This window comes from Curtobacterium sp. SP.BCo, from assembly GCF_051903265.1.
In the GTDB taxonomy this organism is placed as follows: domain Bacteria; phylum Actinomycetota; class Actinomycetes; order Actinomycetales; family Microbacteriaceae; genus Curtobacterium.
In genome coordinates, this window is record NZ_CP194337.1 from 3,171,612 (window position 1) to 3,188,756 (window position 17,145).

The following is a 17,145-nucleotide window of genomic DNA, read 5'->3' on the forward strand; positions in this document are numbered from 1 at the left end:
CGCAGCGTCCGCCCCGATCCCGGCGCAGATCCCATCTCAATGACGAGAGCAGGTACTCCGTGACAGCAGCACCATCGACCAGTCTGAGCCGGCGGGGGTTCCTCGCCGGTGCGGGCGCCCTCGCCACCACGGCGCTCCTCGCCGGGTGTTCCACCGGTACCGCCATCTCGAAGGACCCCGACGAACTGGTGCTCTGGTACTGGAACCGGTCCCTCGACCCGAAGTTCCTGCGGCAGGCCGCGGGAGGGATCAGCGGGCACGAACCCAAGCGGCTCCGTCCGGACCTGATCGGTGGCGCCTCCTACGACACCAAGTTCCGGACCGCGCTCGCGGGGAACGCGTTCATCCCCGACGTCCTGATGGTGAACTCGAACTGCTGGTTGTACTTCCCCGACGAGGACCTCTTCACCGACTTCGACGACCACGGCGGTTCGGCGAAGCAGGGCGAGTACTACGACTGGAAGCTGGCGCTCGGCCGGACCCCGAGCGGTCGGCAGTGCTTCTGGCCGGTGGACACCGGGCCGACGGGGTTCTTCTACCGACAGGACGTGTTGGCGAAGGCCGGGCTGCCGACCGACCCCGACGAGGTCTCCGACGCCATCACGACGTGGGACGGGTTCCGGTCGTTCGGCGCGAAGATCCGCAAGGGTGCCGGCGCGGCGACCGTGATCACGGCGACCCAGCTCTTCAACCAGTACGTCTCCGCGAGCCCGACCCGCTACTTCGACCGGGAGGACCGCCCCGTGTTCGAACGCGACGACAGCTCGGTGCGTCGGGCGTGGGAGAACGCCGTGGCGTGCATCCGGTCGGGCCTGACCGGCAACCTGCAGTCCGGCACCGACCAGAACGCCGGCTGGGTCTCCGGCCGCGTCGCCGGGCAGATCGAGGGCGCTTGGTGGACGCAGGTCATCCACGACACCGCGCCGGACGCCGCCGGGAAGTGGCGGATCGCCCGGCAACCCGAACGCCCCGGGAACAGCGGCGGCTCGTTCCTCGCGGTCCCGAAGTCGTCGAAGGACCCGGCGGCGGCTGCGGCGTTCGCGCAGTGGATCACCTCGCCCGAGGTGCAGTCGCACACCTACAACGACATCCAGCTGTTCCCCTCCACGCCGGCGTCGTTCTCGAACGGGCTGATGCGGAACCCCGGGAACTACTTCGGCGACCAGGACCCGCTCGGCTTCTTCAACGCCTCGGCGATGGACGTGCCCGTGACGTACATCTCGAACGCCGAGCGGTTCGTCGGCGCCTTCGCGACCGAGATCACGAACGTCGAGTCCGGCAAGAGCCCCGACCGCGCCTGGCAGGACGCCGTCGACCAGACCAACCGGGTCCTCGAGAAGCGCGGGGTCCGCGCATGAGCACCAAGCAGGCTCCGCCGACGACCAGCATCCCGGCGGTCGTCGGGACCCCCACGTCGTCCATCAGCACCGCGGCCACCGGGAAGCGGTTCGGCCTCCGGCGGTTCTGGCCGCAGTACGTGGCCATCGCGCCGTTCTACGTGCTGTTCCTGGTGTTCGGACTCTTCCCGATCGTGTTCTCGATCGTGCTGTCGTTCACCGACTGGGACGGTGTCGGCTCCCCCGCGTTCGTCGGGTTCGCCCAGTACCAGTACCTGCTCGGCGACCCCCGGTTCTGGAACGCCGTGGCGAACACGTTCCTCATCTGGATCATGTCGACGGTCCCGATGCTCTTCCTCGCGCTCGTGCTCGCGTTCCTGCTGCACGGCAACATCCGCGGCAAGGGCTTCTACCGGGTGGCGTACTTCATCCCGAACGTGACGAGCATGGTCGCGATGGCGATCGTGTTCGGCTCGGTGTTCTCCGACGGGTTCGGTCTGGTGAACGCCGCACTGCGGGCGCTCGGCGCGGATCCGGTCGGGTGGCTCTCGTCGTACTGGGGCATCAAGGTCACGATCTCGGTGATGGTGATCTGGCGGTGGACCGGGTACAACGCGATCATCTACCTCGCAGGCCTGCAGTCGATCTCCACCGAGCTGTACGACGCCGCGAAGGTGGACGGGGCGAACTCGTGGCAGATCTTCTCCCGGATCACGGTGCCGCTCCTCCGGCCGGTGATCCTGTTCACCGTCATCACGTCGACCATCGGCGGCCTCGGGCTCTTCACCGAACCGCAGATCCTGTTCAACGGGCAGGCCGTCGGCGGTCCGGACGAGGCCGGCATGACGATCGTGCTCTACCAGTACGAGCAGGCGTTCAACCAGTTCGACTTCGGGTACGGGTCCGCGATCGCCTGGGTGCTGTTCATCTTCTCCGTGGTCTTCGCGATCATCAACTGGCGGCTGCTCAGTGAACGCGACGGACTGAAGACACCACGGCGGCTCCGCACCCCGCGCGCCGTCCGGACCGCCCCGAAGGGGGTCGACGCATGACCGCGACACCGACCACGACGAACACCGCTGCCGCGCTCGGCCGACCGGGTGCCGCGGCCGACCGACCGGACGACCACCGACGTGGCCCGTCGCACGGATGGGTGGGTCGGCTCGTCACCCACGTGTGCCTGATCGTCGGCGTGGTGCTGTCGATCTTCCCGTTCTACTGGCTGCTCGTGATGTCCACGTCGACGAACGCCGAGATCTTCGGGTACCCGCCCTCGCTGTGGTTCGGCGGCAACGCGCTGGCGAACGTGGCGTCCGTGTTCAGCAACGTCGACATGCTCCGTGCGCTCCTCAACACGGTCATCGTCGCCGGCGGGACCGCCGTCCTCGTGATGCTGTTCGACTCCCTCGCCGCGTTCGCGTTCGCGAAGTACGAGTTCCCGTTCAAGCGATCGCTCTTCACGGTGATGCTCGCCACGTTCCTGGTGCCCGGCAGCCTGTCCCTGGTGCCGAGCTTCGTGCTGATGGCGCACCTCGGCTGGATCGGCGGCCTGCAGGCGCTCATCGTCCCGGGAGCGGCGAACGCGTTCGGGATCTTCCTGCTCCGGCAGTTCGCGACCGGGTCGATCCCGAACGAGGTGATCGACTCCGCTCGCGTGGACGGCGCCGGGTTCTTCCGGACCTGGTGGTCGATCGCGGTGCCGATGCTCCGCGGCGGCCTGGCGTTCCTCGGCATCTTCACGTTCATCACGGCCTGGAACGACTACGTCTGGCCGCTCATCGTCCTCATCGACCCGAAGGGACAGACGCTGCAGGTCGCCCTCGCCGGGCTCAGCTCGGTCAACGCGACGGACCTGGGGGCGGTGATGGCGGGTGCCGTGATCAGCGTGTTCCCGTTGATCGGGGTGTTCATCATCGGTTCGCGGCACTTCATCGCGAACATCGCTGCCGGCGCCTTGAAGGGATGACGGCCGGTGTTCCCTAGACTCCCCTCATGGCAAGTGCTCGCGACCGTGTCCTCGACAGCTTCGTCGCCATCGTGTGCGAAGAGGGGGAGCGTCCGGCGACGCTGGACGCCGTCGCCGCACGCGCCGGGGTCTCCAAGGGCGGACTGCTCTACCACTTCGGGTCGAAGGCGGCCCTCGTCGAGGGGCTGTGCGAGCGACTCTCCGACCTCTCCGCCATCGACGTGGAGCGCATGCGGGACGCCGAGGACGGCGCCGCCCGGTACTTCGTCCGCAACTGCCAGTTCGTGGGCAGCGAGCTCGACCTCGCACTGCTCGCCGCCAGCCGCCTCCAGCAGGCCGGCTACGAAGAGGCGGGCCGGACCCTCGACGACACCGAGAACGCCTGGCTCGCGACCCTCGTCGACTCGCTCGGCGACGCCCCCACGGCGCAGGCGATCAAGCTCATGGGCGACGGGCTGTACCACGCGGCGTCGCTCGGGGCCGCGAGCGACGGCCGCCCCGACCGGGCGAGTGTCGAGATGGAGCCGCTCCTCGCCGTCGTCGACCGCTTGATCGCCACCCGTCCCGGCGCGTGAACGCCGATCCCCGCTCCTGGGGATAGACTGGGTCCGATCCACCCGCCTGATCTCCGGAGGTACCACTGTGGGCCGCGTCATCGCCGCTGTTTTCTCGATCCTGCTGCTGCTGGTGTCGATGTACCTGTTCGGTTTCGCGTTCCAGGTGAGCTCGGGTCAGGCCTTCGTGTTCATGGGCGGCGTCCTGCTCATGTGCCTGTCGTTCTTCCTGCCGATCCACGTGTTCGGCAAGCGGTAGTCACGCCGCGCACGAACGGGCCCCGCACCTCTCGAGGTGCGGGGCCCGTTCGTGTTCCCGGCGTCGGGTGGGACCTCCACGTCGGCGCCGCGACCCTCGCGTGACGTCCACGCTCCACGCGCGCCGGGTTCGCGCCCCTTCGCGGACACCGCGCCCCGAACGTACGGGGCGCGGTGTCCGCCGCGGGGCGCAACACCGGTCGAACCCGCCCGGCGCCCGGCGCCCGGCGCCCGGAGCGGCCTACGCGAGGACCCGCAGCGCCCGCAGCGTCACCGCGGTCGACACGGCAGCGTGCACGGCCTCGGCACCCTTGTCCTCCTTCGAGCCCGGGAGCCCGGCGCGGTCGATGCCCTGCTGCTCGTCGTCCAGGGTGAGCACGCCGAAGCCCACGGGCTTGCCGGTGTCGATCGCGACGCGGGTGAGTCCGCTCGTGGCCGCGTCCGACACGTACTCGAAGTGCGGGGTGCCACCGCGGATGATCACGCCGAGGGCGACCGCCGCGTCGAACCCGGACTCCAGAGCGGTCTTCACCACGACCGGGAGCTCGAAGCTGCCCGGGACCGGGATGACCTGCGCGGTGGCACCGAGCCGCTCGACCTCGCGCTGCGCCCCGGCGAGGAGGCCACCGGCGATGGCGTCGTGCCACTGCCCGGCGACGATCGCCACCCGGATCCCCGTGCCGTCGACGTGGTCGCGGTCCGCCGCGCCTGCTCCGCTCATCGTGTCGTTCCTTCCGTGGGCACGGACTCCGCCGCTGCCCGGTCTGCCGCGTCGAGCCACTCGACGAGTGCGGCGATGGTGATGACGGGCACGCCGGCGCGTGCCCCGAGTCCGAGGAGGCCGGGCAGCCGCATCATGCTGCCGTCCTCGTCGACGATCTCGCAGATCGCCGCTGCCGGGCGCAGGCCCGCTGCGGTGACGAGCTCGATCGCTGCTTCGGTGTGGCCCGCACGCTCGCGGACCCCGCCCGGCCGAGCGCGCAGGGGCACGACGTGGCCGGGGCGGTGCAGGTCGTCGCGCACCGAGGCCGGGTCGGCGAGGACCTGCAGCGTGCGGGCACGGTCGTGCGCGCTGATGCCGGTGGTCACCCCGACGGCGGCGTCGACGGTGACGGTGTACGCGGTGCCGCGGACGTCCTCGTTGTGCTGCACCATCGGCGGCAGGTCGAGCGCGTCCGCGATCTCGACGCTCACCGGCGCGCAGATGAACCCGGACGAGTGCGCGACCGTCCAGGCGATCCACTCCGGGGTGGCGAGCTCGGCGGACAGGATGACGTCGCCCTCGTTCTCGCGGTCCTCGTCGTCCGCCACGATGACGGGTCGTCCGGCGGCGATCGCGGCGATCGCGTCGGCGATGCTCGACAGGCCGAGCGCCTGCGGAGCCGGAGCCGCCTCGGCGACCATCACCGTGCCTCCAGTCCGACCGACTCGAGTGACGCCGACGCCGGCACCGCAGACACCGGCACCGCCGACGCCTGCACCGCCGACGCCGCCGACGCCGACGCCGACGCCGCCGCAGCGTCGAGCCGCAGCATCCGCCGCACGTGCCGCGCGAGCACGTCGGTCTCGATGTTGACCCGGTCCCCCGGTACCCGGGCACCGAGCGTCGTGGCCTCGAGCGTCTCCGGGATGAGGCTGACCTCGAACCAGGCGCTGTCCACCGGGGTGTCCTCGGACGACACGGCGCTGACCGTCAGCGAGACGCCGTCGATCGCGACGGAGCCCTTGTCGACGACGAGCGGGCTGAGGTCCGGGGCGAGCGAGAACCGCACGCGCCGCCAACCGTCGCCGTCGGCGGTCTCCACGACGGTCGCCGTGCCGTCGACGTGACCCTGCACGATGTGCCCGCCGAGCCGGTCGCCGACGGAGGCCGCACGCTCGAGGTTCAGGCGGTCGCCGACGGCGAGCGAACCGTGCGCACTCATGTCGAGCGTCTGCTTCATGACGAACGCCGTGAAGGTCTCCGGGGTCTGCTCGACGACGGTCAGGCAGACGCCGGACGTGGCGATGGAGTCGCCGTGCCGAGCGTCGGCCACGACGAGCGGGCCGCGGACGGTGAGCGCCACGGAGTCGCCGTGCTGCTCCACGGCGGTGACGGTGCCGAGTTCCTCGATGATGCCGGTGAACACTGGTGTCCTCTCAACGGGACTCCGGGGTGTTCGACGATCGTCGGCATCGACGGACGGGTCGCCGCCACGGGTCGTGGGACGTCTCGTCCGCCAGCGCGCCTCCCATCCGGACTCTCACCGTCGGTCCCGGATTTCCGCCGGGTCAACCTCTGCCGGGTTCGCACCCGTCATCAGTTCGTGGACTGTCACCACCGGTTCGGACTTGCACCGACCCCGGAGCGCTTGCGTACCCGGAACGATACCCCACCCGGATGACGACGACGTTGCGCCGGTTCCGGGGACGTAACGGGGCGTCGTGGAGGCGCGGGGACGGCCGCGCCTGGAGGGACGGGGCGGGCGGACACCGTGCCTCCCGTCCGCCGTGTGGTCACGCCGGCCGCGGGGCGGACGCGTGGTCCGCTCAGCCGCGTCCGCGCGCCAGGGCGACCGCCTGCCGGAGCGACAGGTCGGGCAGGTAGGCGCGGACCACCGCGATGCCGATCGCCGGCAGGGCGACCGGGTCCGGGTAGGCGAGCACGAGCGGGTGCAGCTCCGGGCCGAACTTCAGCTTGAACCGCAGCAGCGACCGGAAGCCGTACACCGGCTCGAGGACCCCGCCGACCAGGTCGAGCAGGTTCTGCACGCCGTCGTTCGTCGACGATCCTTCCGAGGCCTGCGCGAGCGGTGCCGCCGACAGGCTGAGCCGCTCCACCCCGTCCTCGCGCATCCGGTCCGCCGCACTCGCGACGAGGAACTCCATCACCCCGTTCGGTGCCGCCCCTGTTCGGCGCATGACGTCGAGCGTCCACCCGACGACCCGGCCCTCACGGTGGCTCGGGAGCCAGCTCGTGACGGCGAGCACGGTGCCCTCGGGGTCCTGCGCGACGAGGGTCCGGACGGCGGGGTCCCGCATCTCGTCGACGCCACCGAGGGTGAAGCCCATCTCGGGCAGTTCCCGCTCGGCCACCCACTCCTCGGAGATCGCCTCGATCTGCCGTGTCGTGGCGGCGGGCAGCTGCTGCCAGCTCGACCAGGTGGCGGTGAGCCCCTCGCGCGTCGCCTTGTTCACCGACGTGCGGACGTCCTGCTTCTTCTTGCCGCTCGTGGTCCAGGTGCGCGGGTCGAAGTCGGCGTCCTCGGCGACCGGCAGGGTGCCCCAGCCCTGCGCGGTGAGGGTCTGCGCGGCGTCGGTGCCGATGCCGTAGAAGACGGCGGTCCAGCCGTTGTCGTCGCACCACCGGGCGAACGCGGTCATCGCTCCGGCGCGGGCGTCGGGCCAGCCGAAGGGACCGCCGACCGTCACCGCGATCCGGCCGTTCCGGCGGAAGGCGACCCCGGCGCGGCCGTCGTCGGCGAACCAGTACGCGTTGCCGTGCCAGGTCGTCATCCAGCCGAACGCGTCCCCGCCGCCCGCTTCGAGGAGCGCTCGGGCACGTTCCCGGTCGTGTCGGGTGCCGTCCGCGTCGGCATCCGGTTCGACGGCCCCGGTCGGTCGGACGGCCGCGAAGGCGATGACGAACCAGAGCAGCGGTCCGGCCACGCCGATCACGACGCGGAGTGCCGGCGGGAGCGACGGCAGCCGGTCCCAGAACGTCACCGGTGCGAGCGGCCCGAGTGCCGCGACCGCCAGACGGAGCGGGTCCTCGACGTGCTGCGGTGAGGAGGCGGCGGTCACGTACACGCCGGTCACGATGACCGCCGCGGCGACCGCCACGGTCACCGTGAAGGCCACGACGCGTCGCCGCGAGGGCAGCACCGTGAACGACCGTCGGAGCAGCACGAGGACGGCGGCGGTCGCGAGCGGCACGACGATCGACGCCGTGATCGAGACGTCGACGATGAACTGGTCCTCCATGCCGTGCAGCTGTTCGACGCGGCCCGGGACGAGCCCGTAGGTGACGGCCGCGGCGATCGCGGTGACGACGTCGACGACGACGACGAGCCACACCGCGAAGCGACTGCCGCGGAACAGCCCGAGGCCACCGACCACGAGGACGAGCAGCGGCGCGGCGGCGAGGACGACCGTCCAGGGGTCCGTCGCCCGGTACTGCAGCAGCGCGCGGAGGCACTCCCCCGCGATCCCGTCGGCTCGGCACCCGTGCACGGGCGAGACCGGGCCGGCGCCCACCACCGCGGCGAGCGGCGCGAGCAGACCCACCCGGGCGCGGGAGACGAGCGCGATGACCGGACCGACGGCGGAGACCAGGACGACGGTGCCGAGCAGGACCCGGGTCTCGCGGTGGGAGCTCCGCACCCACCCGATCCGCTTGGGGGTGCGGCGGAGGAGTTCGCCGAGCACCCATCCCGCTGCGGCCGCGAGCACGGCGTACAGGTCGGAGGCATGGCCGGCGTAGAGCAGGAGCGCGGCCACCACCGCCAGGGCGTTGACCCGGATGCGCCGCCGCCACAGGGGTCCGGCGAACGCGCTCGCGGTGACGATCGTGCCGACGATGGCCGTCCACGGGTCGAAGCTCGTCGCGCGCCCGAGCAGCAGGGGCCCGACCTCGCGACCGTCCGAGTCGATGAACGCGCTCAGCGCCCCCACCCCGGTGCCGACCACCGTGGTGACGACGAACGCGACGACCGTCCGCCAGGACCCGAGCAGCCGCTCGGCCGTCCCGACGAGCACGACCACCCCGGCGATCGTCAGCAGGAGCGCGAGCACCCCGGTGGACGCCGCGAACACCCGGAACGGGCCGAACGGTTCCGTCCCGCCGTGGTGGACGCGGAGCGCGACGGTCGTCACCGAGGTCGCGAGCACGAGGACGACGATCGCCGCGGTGACCGGGTGCCGACGGATCGTCCGCCAGGCAGCACGGGCCGTCGAGCGGAACCCGCGCGACGGCGTCGCGGAGCCGGCGGACGGCGTCGCGGAGCCGCCGGACGGCGTCGCCGAGCCTCCGGACGGCGCGGTCACAGGGAGCCCGTCGTCGCGGGCAGGCCGAGGTGTCCGATGACCGGGGGCAGTCCGTGCGCGAGCACGTAGCGGACGGTGTTCCAGTCGTGGGCGGACCCGGGCGACACGATGAGCGACGTCTGCATGCCGGCCCGCTCGGCGTCCGCCCGGAGCGCCTCGGCCGTCGCCCGGTAGGGAGCGTCGTCCTGGCCGACGCCGAACACGGTGAGGTGGTCCTGGTACTTGCCGTGCGCGGCCATGATCGCGCTCGGGGCCGCGGCTCGGTACGCGGCCGCCGAGCCGCCGAAGCCCTCCGTGATGGAGTTCTGCACGCTGCCGGTGCGCGGAGCCGGTTCGCTCGAGATCGCCAGCGCGCTGCCGAACACGTCGGGGTGCGCCGTGGAGAACTGCATCGCACACGTCGCGCCCTCGGAGAAGCCGACGATCCCCCAGGCGTTCGGCGTCGTCGCGACGGGCAGGTGCTGCCGGATCCAGTGCACGGTGTCGGTCATGACGTACGTCGCGCTCCGGCCGAGCCGACGGCTGTCGACGCACATCGGGTTGCGTGCCGGTGCGCCGAGCTGGTCCGGGGCGACGACGATCGGGGCGAGTCCGTGGTGCGCATCGGCATACCGGTCAAGGTAGTGGCCGAGGTCGCCGGTCTGGAAGAGGTCGGACGGCTCGCCGGGTTGCCCGGAGAGCGCGACGAGCACCGGCAGCGTCGGCGGGTGCGCCGTCCGCGCGGCCGGCGGCAGCCACACCACGGCCTTTCGCGCCCGGAAGTGCGAGACCGTGCCGGGGATCCGGACGCTGAACGCCTCGCCGGTGCGCGGCATGCCGGCGGGGGCCCGCCACTGCGCTGCGTCGACGACCCCTCCGGTGCGTTCGTGGGGCAGCACGGCGAGCGACCTCGCCGGGTACGGGTTCGTCTTGATGGCCTGCTCGACGTCCTTGTAGAAGCCGAAGTCGACGTTGACGCCGAGCCCGGCCGACAGCACGACGACCGCGGCAGCACCGAGCGCCACCACGCGGAGCGTCCACCCGCCCTGCACCAGGACCACGACGAGCAGGGCGATCCCGGCGAAGGCGAACGCGATCCACATCCGGGTGACCGGCGTGAACGCGACGCCGAAGAGGTCGAGCACGTCACCGGTCCACCACACCGCGACGAGGCCGATCCCGGCACCCACGACGAGCGCTCCGACGCGGAACAGCACGGCCCGGACCCGGTGGGGGCGCTTCCGGTTCAGGAGCGGTGCCACCACGACCCAGGCCGTGAGGACCGCGGCGACGACGTCGACCGGTACGAGGACGTCCGGCCCGGTGATGGGGATGCGGAGCAAGTCGTGGAACACGTTCTCATCGTGGCGTTCCGCCGCTGCCGGACAGCCTCGGACGCGCTTCTGCTGTGCACAGGTTGGACATCGTCGACGTCCAGGAATCGATCACGTTCCTCCCAGCGTGCCGTGCGCGGCCGGCGCAGCCGGACGGCACGGCTCGGAGGGACACCGCCGCGCGGTGCCCCTCCGAGCCGTCGGACCGCCTCAGTGCCGCCGGCGCAGCACCAGCGTCCCTGCTCCGGCCAACAGCAGGAGCAGCGCGAAGCCCGCGGGGACGACCGGCGAGGTCGCTCCCGTGTAGGCGAGCGCGGGCTGCGTGCTGGCCGCGACGGTGCGGACGGCGGTCTGGGCGACCGTCGTGACACCGGCCGTCGTGAGCACCGTGCCGGGCCGGGAGGCACCGGTCGCCGTCGCCACAACGGTGGCGGTCACCGGGGTGGTCACCGCACCCGGCGTGCTGCCGTCGCCGGCGCCGGTCGCGTCACCGGGATCCGTGCCGCCACCCGGGGTCGTGCCGTCGCCGGGGTCGGTGCCGTCCCCGGGGTCGGTGCCGTCACCAGGGTCGGTCCCGTCGCCGGGATCGGTGCCGGTGCCGGTGCCCGGCGTGGTGGTGGTGCTGGTGCCGTCACCGACGACGCCGATCCCGTTCCCGCCGATGGTGATCGGCAGGCTGATGACCGGGGCGACCTGCGTGCCGCCGAGCAGTCCGCCTGCACCCGAGGTCGACCCACCGGTGCCCGGGACGGCCGGGCCGGTCGGCGTGGTGCCCGTCGCCGGGCCGGTCGAGCCGGAGCTCGTGCCGTCACCGAGCAGGCCGATGCCGTTCCCGCTGATCGTCACCGGCAGCGACACCACCGGCGAGACCTGCGAACCCGAGGCGATGCCGTCCGACCCGGAGGTCGAACCGCCGGCGACCGGCGCGGTGCTGCCCGTGCCCGTCGACCCGGTCGCCGGAGCCGTGGCACCGTTCGACTCGCCGTCACCGAGCAGTCCGATGCCGTTGCCGGACACCGTGATCGGCACCGAGACGGCACCGAGGACCTGCGACCCCGAGAGCAGGCCGTCGCTCCCCGAGGTCGACGCCGGGGTCGACGACGCGGTCGGAGCGGCCGCGATCGGGTCGGTCGGACCGGCGGGAGCGGTGGCGCTGCCGTCGCCGAGGACGCCGATCCCGTTCCCCGAGATCGTCACCGGAACGGACACGATCGGTGCCACCTGGGTGCCGGAGGCCGTTCCGTCCGCGCCCGACGTCGTCGGGGCCGGAGCCGCCACGGCCTGAGTGGCCGGGGCGGCCGGAGTCGTGGGCGTCGACACCGAGGTGGCGTCACCAGCGACGGCGACCGCGTTGCCCGACGCCGTCACCGGAGCGGTCACGTTCCCCGCAACCTGGGTGCCCGAGGCGGTGCCGTCCGAGCCCGACGTCGACGGAGCGGCGGGTGCAGGAGCGGCAGCCGGTGCCGGAGCGGCCGGTGCCGGAGCTGACGCCGGGGCCGCGGCCGCCGCGTCCCCGCCGACCGCGACGGCGTTGCCGGTGACGTGCACCGGAGCCGTCACCGCGGGCACGACCTGCGTGCCGGATGCGGTGCCGTCAGCGCCGGAGGTCGACGGAGCGGCAGCTGCAGCCGGTGCAGCGGGCGCAGCGGGTGCAGGTGCGGCCGTGGGCGCCGACGTGATCGACGACACTGCGTCGCCGAGCACGCCGAGGGCATTGCCGGACGCGGACACCGGTGCACTGATCGACGGTGCCACCTGGGTGCCCGAGGCGGTGCCGTCCGCACCGGAGGTGGTCGCCGCGTTCGCTGCGACGGCACCCCCGAGCGTCAGCCCGCCGAGGAAGAGGGTGAACCACAGCCCTCTCGAGACGTACTTGTTCATGGTCGTTGCTCCTGATCGAGATCGATGACCGACCGCGGACGCGGCCGGTGGTGCGTGCCTGCCGTGGCGGACAGGCGCACCGATCTCAGTCAGGTGCGACGTCGTGCTCGCCGACGATCGACGCGGGAACGGCGTCGTCGGGGAGGCTGCCGCGTGACCCCGCGGCGAGGGAGTCGAGTCCGTCGGTCGAACCGACGATGCCGAGGGCTGCGGCCGAACCTGCAGACCCGGCGCTGCTGCCGCCGAGGACGCCCGCACCGGGGCCGTCCAGCGGGTCGTGCCCGCCGACGGGTCCCCGGCCTTCCGGCACCAGGAGCGCCCGCCCGCCGACGGTGGCGTCCTGCACGGCGAGCACTGCCGTGGGGTTCCCCGCGACGACGGTGGCTGCCGCGGCTCCACCGGTCGCGCGACCGCTGGACGTGTCCGCCGGAGCGGCACCTGGTCCGGCCGCCGCGGTGGCGGTGCGGTCCACCGGGACCGACGTCGTGCCGGCACCCGAGGCCGTGGACCGGCCGCCCGCCGGACCGGTGGGGACCTCCGCGACGGGATCCGCGCCTCCCGGCAGGCTGCCGTCCACGACGGGCGGCACGGCCGCGACCACGTCGGGGACGGACCCGACGGTCCGTCCGACGCCGCCGAGGGTGTCGTCGACCAGTCCGGTCACCGGACGGGTGACGGTGCCGAGGGTGTCGTCGCCGACGATCGTCCCGACGATCGGGACGCCGCCCACGACCTGGTCGAGGAGGTGCACGACGGCCGTGACCGGGCGCGCCCCGGTGACCGACTGCACGGAGTCCGTGACGGGGCGGAGCACGGTGGCGACGGTGCCGGTGAGCGGCCGGGAGACGCTGCTCACCACACCGGGGTCGGCCTGCTCGACCGGGATGGCCGGTGTCGGCGCGGTGGCCGGTGCGGCGCTCGGGGCCGGCGCGGAGACGCTCGTCACCGGGGACGGGGCGGTGGCCGGCGCAGCGGCGACCGGAGCCGCCGATGTGGGCGCGGGGGCCGTCGACGGCGGAACCGCGACGGCAGGTGCCGGGGCCGGGGCCGGAGCAGCAGGGACCTGGACCGGAGCGGGCGCAGCGGCCGGAGCGGACGCAGCGGCCGGAGCGGACGCAGCGGCCGGGGCGGGCGCGGCCGGGGTGACGGCGCCCCGGACGGGGTCGACCACGCCCTCCACCGTCCGTCCGACGCCGTTCGTCACGCCGTGGACGGTGTCACGCAGCCCCTGGACGAGTCCACCCGAGGGTGCCGGGGCCGCGGCGGACGCCGGTCGTGCACCGAGCACGAGCGAGAGCAGCACGAGGGCCGCGGCGATGCCGACGCCGAGCACGGCGTACCGGACGATCGCGCGCCAGGGTGCGCGCAACGGCTGGTCCATGCGCTCACCTCCTGATCTCGGCTGCGCACGTAGAGTGGTTGTCCGGCACGGTACGCCGGTCCGCTCCGGAACGCACCTGTTCCGGGAGAATTCGTCAGGAAAGGCCGGTCTTGGTCTCGATCTTCAACGCTCCGACGCGCAACCTCGACATCGTGACGCTGCACGAGATCCTCCGGCTCCGGCAGGACGTCTTCGTCGTCGAGCAGGGCGCCGCGTACCCGGACATCGACGGCCGCGACCTCGAACCGGGGACGCTGCAGTTCTGGGCAGGACAGGGCTCGGTCGACGCCACGCTCCGACTCCTCCGCGAGCCCGACGGCACCGAGCGCATCGGCCGCGTCGCGACCGCTGCCGCGTCCCGTGGCCAGGGGCTCGCGGCGCAGCTGATGGAGGCCGCGATCACCGAGGCACGGTCGTCGCGGATCGCGATCGACGCCCAGGCGCACCTGGAGCAGTGGTACGCCCGCTTCGGGTTCGTGCGATCGGGCGAGGACTTCTCCGAGGACGGCATCCCGCACCTGCCGATGGCGCGGACGCGGTGACGCTCCGGCGGCCACCGGGCGTGGATCGGGCGCCGATCGCGGAGCGCTGAGCCTCAGGCGCGCCAGCGGCGGAGCTCGTCGAACGAGCGGCCCTGGTGTGCACGATCGGCGACGAGGCGCTCGAACACGATGTTCGTCTGCGTGGTCGCCACCGACGGATCGCCGCTGAGCTCGTCGGCCACGAAGTCCCGGAGCTGCTCGGTGGAGGTGCACGCGATGTGCACGAGGAAGTCCTTGTCCCCCGCCAGGAACGAGACGTCCTGCACGACGGGCACCCGGAGCAACCGCTTCGCGAAGTCGCGGAGCTCATGCCGCGCGGCGGCGTGCACCCGGACGGAGACCATCGCCTCGATCGCGAACCCGAGCCGGGCGACGTCGACCTCGGCCCGGTACCCGCGGATCACCCCGGCGTCCTCCAGCGCCCGCACCCGTGTCAGGCACGTCGAGGGTGCGATGCCGACCGCTGCGGCCAGACGGTTGTTCGGGATGCGGGCGTCGGCCGCCAGCGTCCAGAGGATCCGCTCGTCGACCTCGTCGAGGCGCGGAGCGGGGTCGTGGCGGCGGACGGGACGATCGGACACGGTCCGACGCTACCGGGTCACCCCGTCGACCGCGCCGCCGTCGTCCCGCTGAGCAGGGCCCGCAGCGCGTCCTCCAGCGGTCCGGCGACCGCTGCGGCGTCCACGGAGGCGAGCGGCTCGACCTGCGTCGACGTGCGCAGCATCGTCATGCCGAGCACCACCGAGAGCGCGATCTCGGCACGGACGAGCAGGTCCTCGGTGACCTCGCGGCCGACCGCGCCGGCGAGCCGTTCGGCGTACCGGCGCAGGGTCTCGCGGCGGATGGCGTCTGCACCGTCGTCCCCCGACGAGCGGAGCAGCAGCATGAGCTGCATCGAGTCCTCGTCCGTCGGCGACCGCACGATGTGACCGATGAGGTCCTGCAGGGCGCGCTCGAGGTCCGGCACCAGGGCGCGGCCACCGTCGTGGTCGTCCCCGAGGTCGTGCACGACGCGGTCGAGGCAGGCGCGGAAGAGGCCCTCCTTCGACACGAAGTACCGGTTGATGAGCGCGACGTTCACCCCGGCGTCGGCGGCGATGTCCCGCACGGTCGTCGCGCGGTAGCCGTCGAACGCGAAGCGACGCCGCGCGGCCTGCACGAGCAGCAGACGGGTGGCCGCGGCGTCCTTGCTCATGATCGAAGCGTACCGGGTCGGACCGCGATGTAAGCAAGTGTTGACATCGGGGGCGAACCGCGTACCCTCGACGAGTCAGCAAACGTTTACATCGACCTCACGGAGCACGATGACCGAGACCATGGAGACCCCGCGCACCGGGTCCCACCCCACCACCGACGGACGTCGGCCGAACAGCACGGCGATCATCGTCTACCTTTCCCTCGGCGGCCTGTCCTTCGCGGTGCTGCAGTCGCTCGTCGCCCCCGCGCTGTCCACGATCGGCCAGGACCTCGGCGCGTCGACCAGCGCCACGAGCTGGGTCCTCACCGCGTACCTGCTCTCCGCGTCCGTGCTCACGCCGATCCTCGGCCGGCTCGGCGACATGGTCGGCAAGCGCAAGGTCCTGATCATCGTCCTGTCGATCCTGCTCGTCGGGGCCGTGCTCGCCGCCCTCGCGCCGAACCTCGGCACGCTGATCGTCGGCCGGGCGCTCCAGGGGGCCGCGGGCGCCGTGATGCCGCTGTCCATCGGGATCGTGCGCGACGAGCTCCCGAAGGAGAAGGTCAGCGTCACGATCGGCCTGCTCTCCGCGATCTTCGGCATCGGTGCGGGCGTCGGCATCGTCGCCGCCGGACCGATCGTCGAGCACCTCTCGTGGCACTGGCTGTTCTGGCTCCCGGCGGTGCTCGTCGTGATCGCCCTGCTCGGCGCGGTCTTCGGCATGCCCGAGTCCCCCGTGCGGAAGCCCGGCCGGCTCGACATGGTCGGCACGTTCGTCCTCGCGATCTCCCTCGTGGCGATCCTGCTCGCGGTCAGCGAGGGCGAGACCTGGGGTTGGGGCGACGGCAAGACCATCGGCCTGCTGGTCCTCGGCGCGGTGGCCCTCGTCGCGTTCGTGCTCGTCGAGCTCCGGGTCGCCGAACCCCTCATCGACGTCCGGCTCTTCGCGGTCCGCGGCGTCTGGACCGCCCACGTCGTCGCGCTCGTCTTCGGCTTCGCGATGTTCGGCACGTTCGTCCTCGTCCCGACCCTGCTGCAGCTGCCGACCGCCGTCGGCTACGGCTTCGGCAAGGACGTCACCGAGGCCGGGCTCTTCCTGCTGCCGACCGTCGTCATGATGATCGTCGCCGGACCGATCGCCGGCATCCTCGTCCGCAAGGTCGGGCCGAAGCCGCCGATGCTGCTCGGCGGGCTCGCGATCGTCGCCGCGTTCCTCATCCCCGCGGTCTCGCACGCCGCCATCGCCGAGGTCGTCGTGTCCGGCGTCCTCACCGGCATCGGCATCGGCCTGGCCCTCGCAGCCTGCTCGAACGCCATCATCGAGAGCGTCCCCGCCAACCAGACCGGTGAGGCGATCAGCGCGAACACCGTCGTCCGGACCATCGGGTCGAGCGTCGGCACCGCCGTGATCGCGGCGCTCATCACCTCGCACAGCACCCCGCAGGGCCTGCCGACCGACGACGCGTTCACGATCGGCTTCTGGGCATGCACCGGCGTCGCCGTCCTCGCCGTCGCCGGCGCGCTCGTCGCGCCGTCGATGCGAGCGCGCCGTGCCGCGGCCGCCGCGCGCGGGATCGACGACCTCGACGAGGTCGCTTCCTGACGCCCGGGCAGTGACCGTCCCTGGAGGCCCGACCTGCGTCGTCGACGCGGGGCGGGCCTCCAGGCCGTTGCGGTGTCCACCCGCGGTGGGGCACCTGCTCCGCGGTCG

At 72.6% G+C, this 17,145-nt stretch carries 15 protein-coding genes, 1 pseudogene and 1 riboswitch; of the genes and pseudogenes, 7 read left to right on the forward strand and 9 right to left on the reverse strand.

Annotated features, from left to right (window positions below):
• The first annotated feature begins 59 nt into the window (after positions 1–59).
• The 5 genes from ACRQ4B_RS14955 (at position 60) to ACRQ4B_RS14975 (ending at position 4,116) form a co-directional block, all read left to right on the forward strand.
• Positions 60–1,358, forward strand: coding sequence for an ABC transporter substrate-binding protein (locus tag ACRQ4B_RS14955; RefSeq protein ID WP_439692183.1), 1,299 nt, complete (start codon positions 60–62; stop codon positions 1,356–1,358).
• Positions 1,355–2,389, forward strand: coding sequence for a carbohydrate ABC transporter permease (locus ACRQ4B_RS14960; protein ID WP_439692184.1), 1,035 nt, complete (start codon positions 1,355–1,357; stop codon positions 2,387–2,389). The genes ACRQ4B_RS14955 and ACRQ4B_RS14960 overlap by 4 nt, the downstream gene beginning before the upstream one ends.
• Entirely contained in the window at positions 2,386–3,303 is a 918-nt protein-coding gene (locus ACRQ4B_RS14965) for a carbohydrate ABC transporter permease (RefSeq protein WP_439692185.1), read from the forward strand. Before ACRQ4B_RS14960 ends, ACRQ4B_RS14965 begins: the two co-directional genes overlap by 4 nt.
• A gap of 26 nt (positions 3,304–3,329) precedes the next feature.
• Complete coding sequence (locus ACRQ4B_RS14970; RefSeq protein WP_439692186.1) at positions 3,330–3,878, forward strand: TetR/AcrR family transcriptional regulator; 549 nt, start codon at positions 3,330–3,332, stop codon at positions 3,876–3,878.
• Positions 3,879–3,945: 67 nt separating this feature from the next.
• Complete coding sequence (locus ACRQ4B_RS14975) at positions 3,946–4,116, forward strand: hypothetical protein (RefSeq protein ID WP_439692187.1); 171 nt, start codon at positions 3,946–3,948, stop codon at positions 4,114–4,116.
• Positions 4,117–4,356: 240 nt separating this feature from the next.
• Here ACRQ4B_RS14975 and ribH read toward each other — a convergent pair whose 3' ends face one another.
• The 7 genes and pseudogenes from ribH to ACRQ4B_RS15010 all read right to left on the reverse strand — a co-directional run bounded on the left by ribH (position 4,357) and on the right by ACRQ4B_RS15010 (position 13,715).
• Positions 4,357–4,836 carry a 6,7-dimethyl-8-ribityllumazine synthase gene (gene ribH, locus ACRQ4B_RS14980; RefSeq protein WP_439692188.1) on the reverse strand — a complete coding sequence of 160 codons (480 nt, stop codon included), beginning with the start codon at positions 4,834–4,836 and terminating at the stop codon, positions 4,357–4,359.
• 41 nt (positions 4,837–4,877) lie between these two features.
• Positions 4,878–5,519: pseudogene (gene ribB / locus ACRQ4B_RS14985) on the reverse strand (3,4-dihydroxy-2-butanone-4-phosphate synthase); the annotation flags it as partial.
• On the reverse strand, positions 5,519–6,244 hold the full coding sequence (locus ACRQ4B_RS14990) for a riboflavin synthase (RefSeq protein ID WP_439692189.1): 726 nt from the start codon (positions 6,242–6,244) through the stop codon (positions 5,519–5,521). The gene ACRQ4B_RS14990 and the pseudogene ribB, both read right to left, overlap by 1 nt.
• A gap of 90 nt (positions 6,245–6,334) precedes the next feature.
• A riboswitch (FMN riboswitch) is annotated at positions 6,335–6,469 on the reverse strand.
• Between the two features lie 175 nt (positions 6,470–6,644).
• On the reverse strand, positions 6,645–9,140 hold the full coding sequence (locus tag ACRQ4B_RS14995; RefSeq protein WP_439692190.1) for a bifunctional lysylphosphatidylglycerol flippase/synthetase MprF: 2,496 nt from the start codon (positions 9,138–9,140) through the stop codon (positions 6,645–6,647).
• On the reverse strand, positions 9,137–10,474 hold the full coding sequence (locus tag ACRQ4B_RS15000) for an alpha/beta hydrolase-fold protein (RefSeq protein ID WP_439692191.1): 1,338 nt from the start codon (positions 10,472–10,474) through the stop codon (positions 9,137–9,139). Before ACRQ4B_RS15000 ends, ACRQ4B_RS14995 begins: the two co-directional genes overlap by 4 nt.
• A 189-nt stretch (positions 10,475–10,663) precedes the next feature.
• On the reverse strand, positions 10,664–12,334 hold the full coding sequence (locus ACRQ4B_RS15005) for a hypothetical protein (RefSeq protein WP_439692192.1): 1,671 nt from the start codon (positions 12,332–12,334) through the stop codon (positions 10,664–10,666).
• A gap of 85 nt (positions 12,335–12,419) precedes the next feature.
• Complete coding sequence (locus ACRQ4B_RS15010; protein ID WP_439692193.1) at positions 12,420–13,715, reverse strand: hypothetical protein; 1,296 nt, start codon at positions 13,713–13,715, stop codon at positions 12,420–12,422.
• A 110-nt stretch (positions 13,716–13,825) separates the two neighbouring features.
• On the opposite strand from ACRQ4B_RS15010, the gene ACRQ4B_RS15015 reads away from it, so the two are divergent.
• A complete protein-coding gene (locus ACRQ4B_RS15015) occupies positions 13,826–14,257 on the forward strand; it encodes a GNAT family N-acetyltransferase (RefSeq protein ID WP_439692194.1) in 432 nt (143 codons plus the stop codon).
• Positions 14,258–14,310: 53 nt separating this feature from the next.
• Here ACRQ4B_RS15015 and ACRQ4B_RS15020 read toward each other — a convergent pair whose 3' ends face one another.
• Both ACRQ4B_RS15020 and ACRQ4B_RS15025 read right to left on the reverse strand, forming a co-directional pair.
• Complete coding sequence (locus ACRQ4B_RS15020; RefSeq protein WP_439692195.1) at positions 14,311–14,838, reverse strand: Lrp/AsnC family transcriptional regulator; 528 nt, start codon at positions 14,836–14,838, stop codon at positions 14,311–14,313.
• 17 nt (positions 14,839–14,855) lie between these two features.
• Entirely contained in the window at positions 14,856–15,452 is a 597-nt protein-coding gene (locus ACRQ4B_RS15025; protein ID WP_439692196.1) for a TetR/AcrR family transcriptional regulator, read from the reverse strand.
• Between the two features lie 109 nt (positions 15,453–15,561).
• Between ACRQ4B_RS15025 and ACRQ4B_RS15030 the strand changes: the two genes are divergently transcribed.
• A complete protein-coding gene (locus tag ACRQ4B_RS15030; protein WP_439692197.1) occupies positions 15,562–17,037 on the forward strand; it encodes an MFS transporter in 1,476 nt (491 codons plus the stop codon).
• Positions 17,038–17,145: the final 108 nt, after the last annotated feature.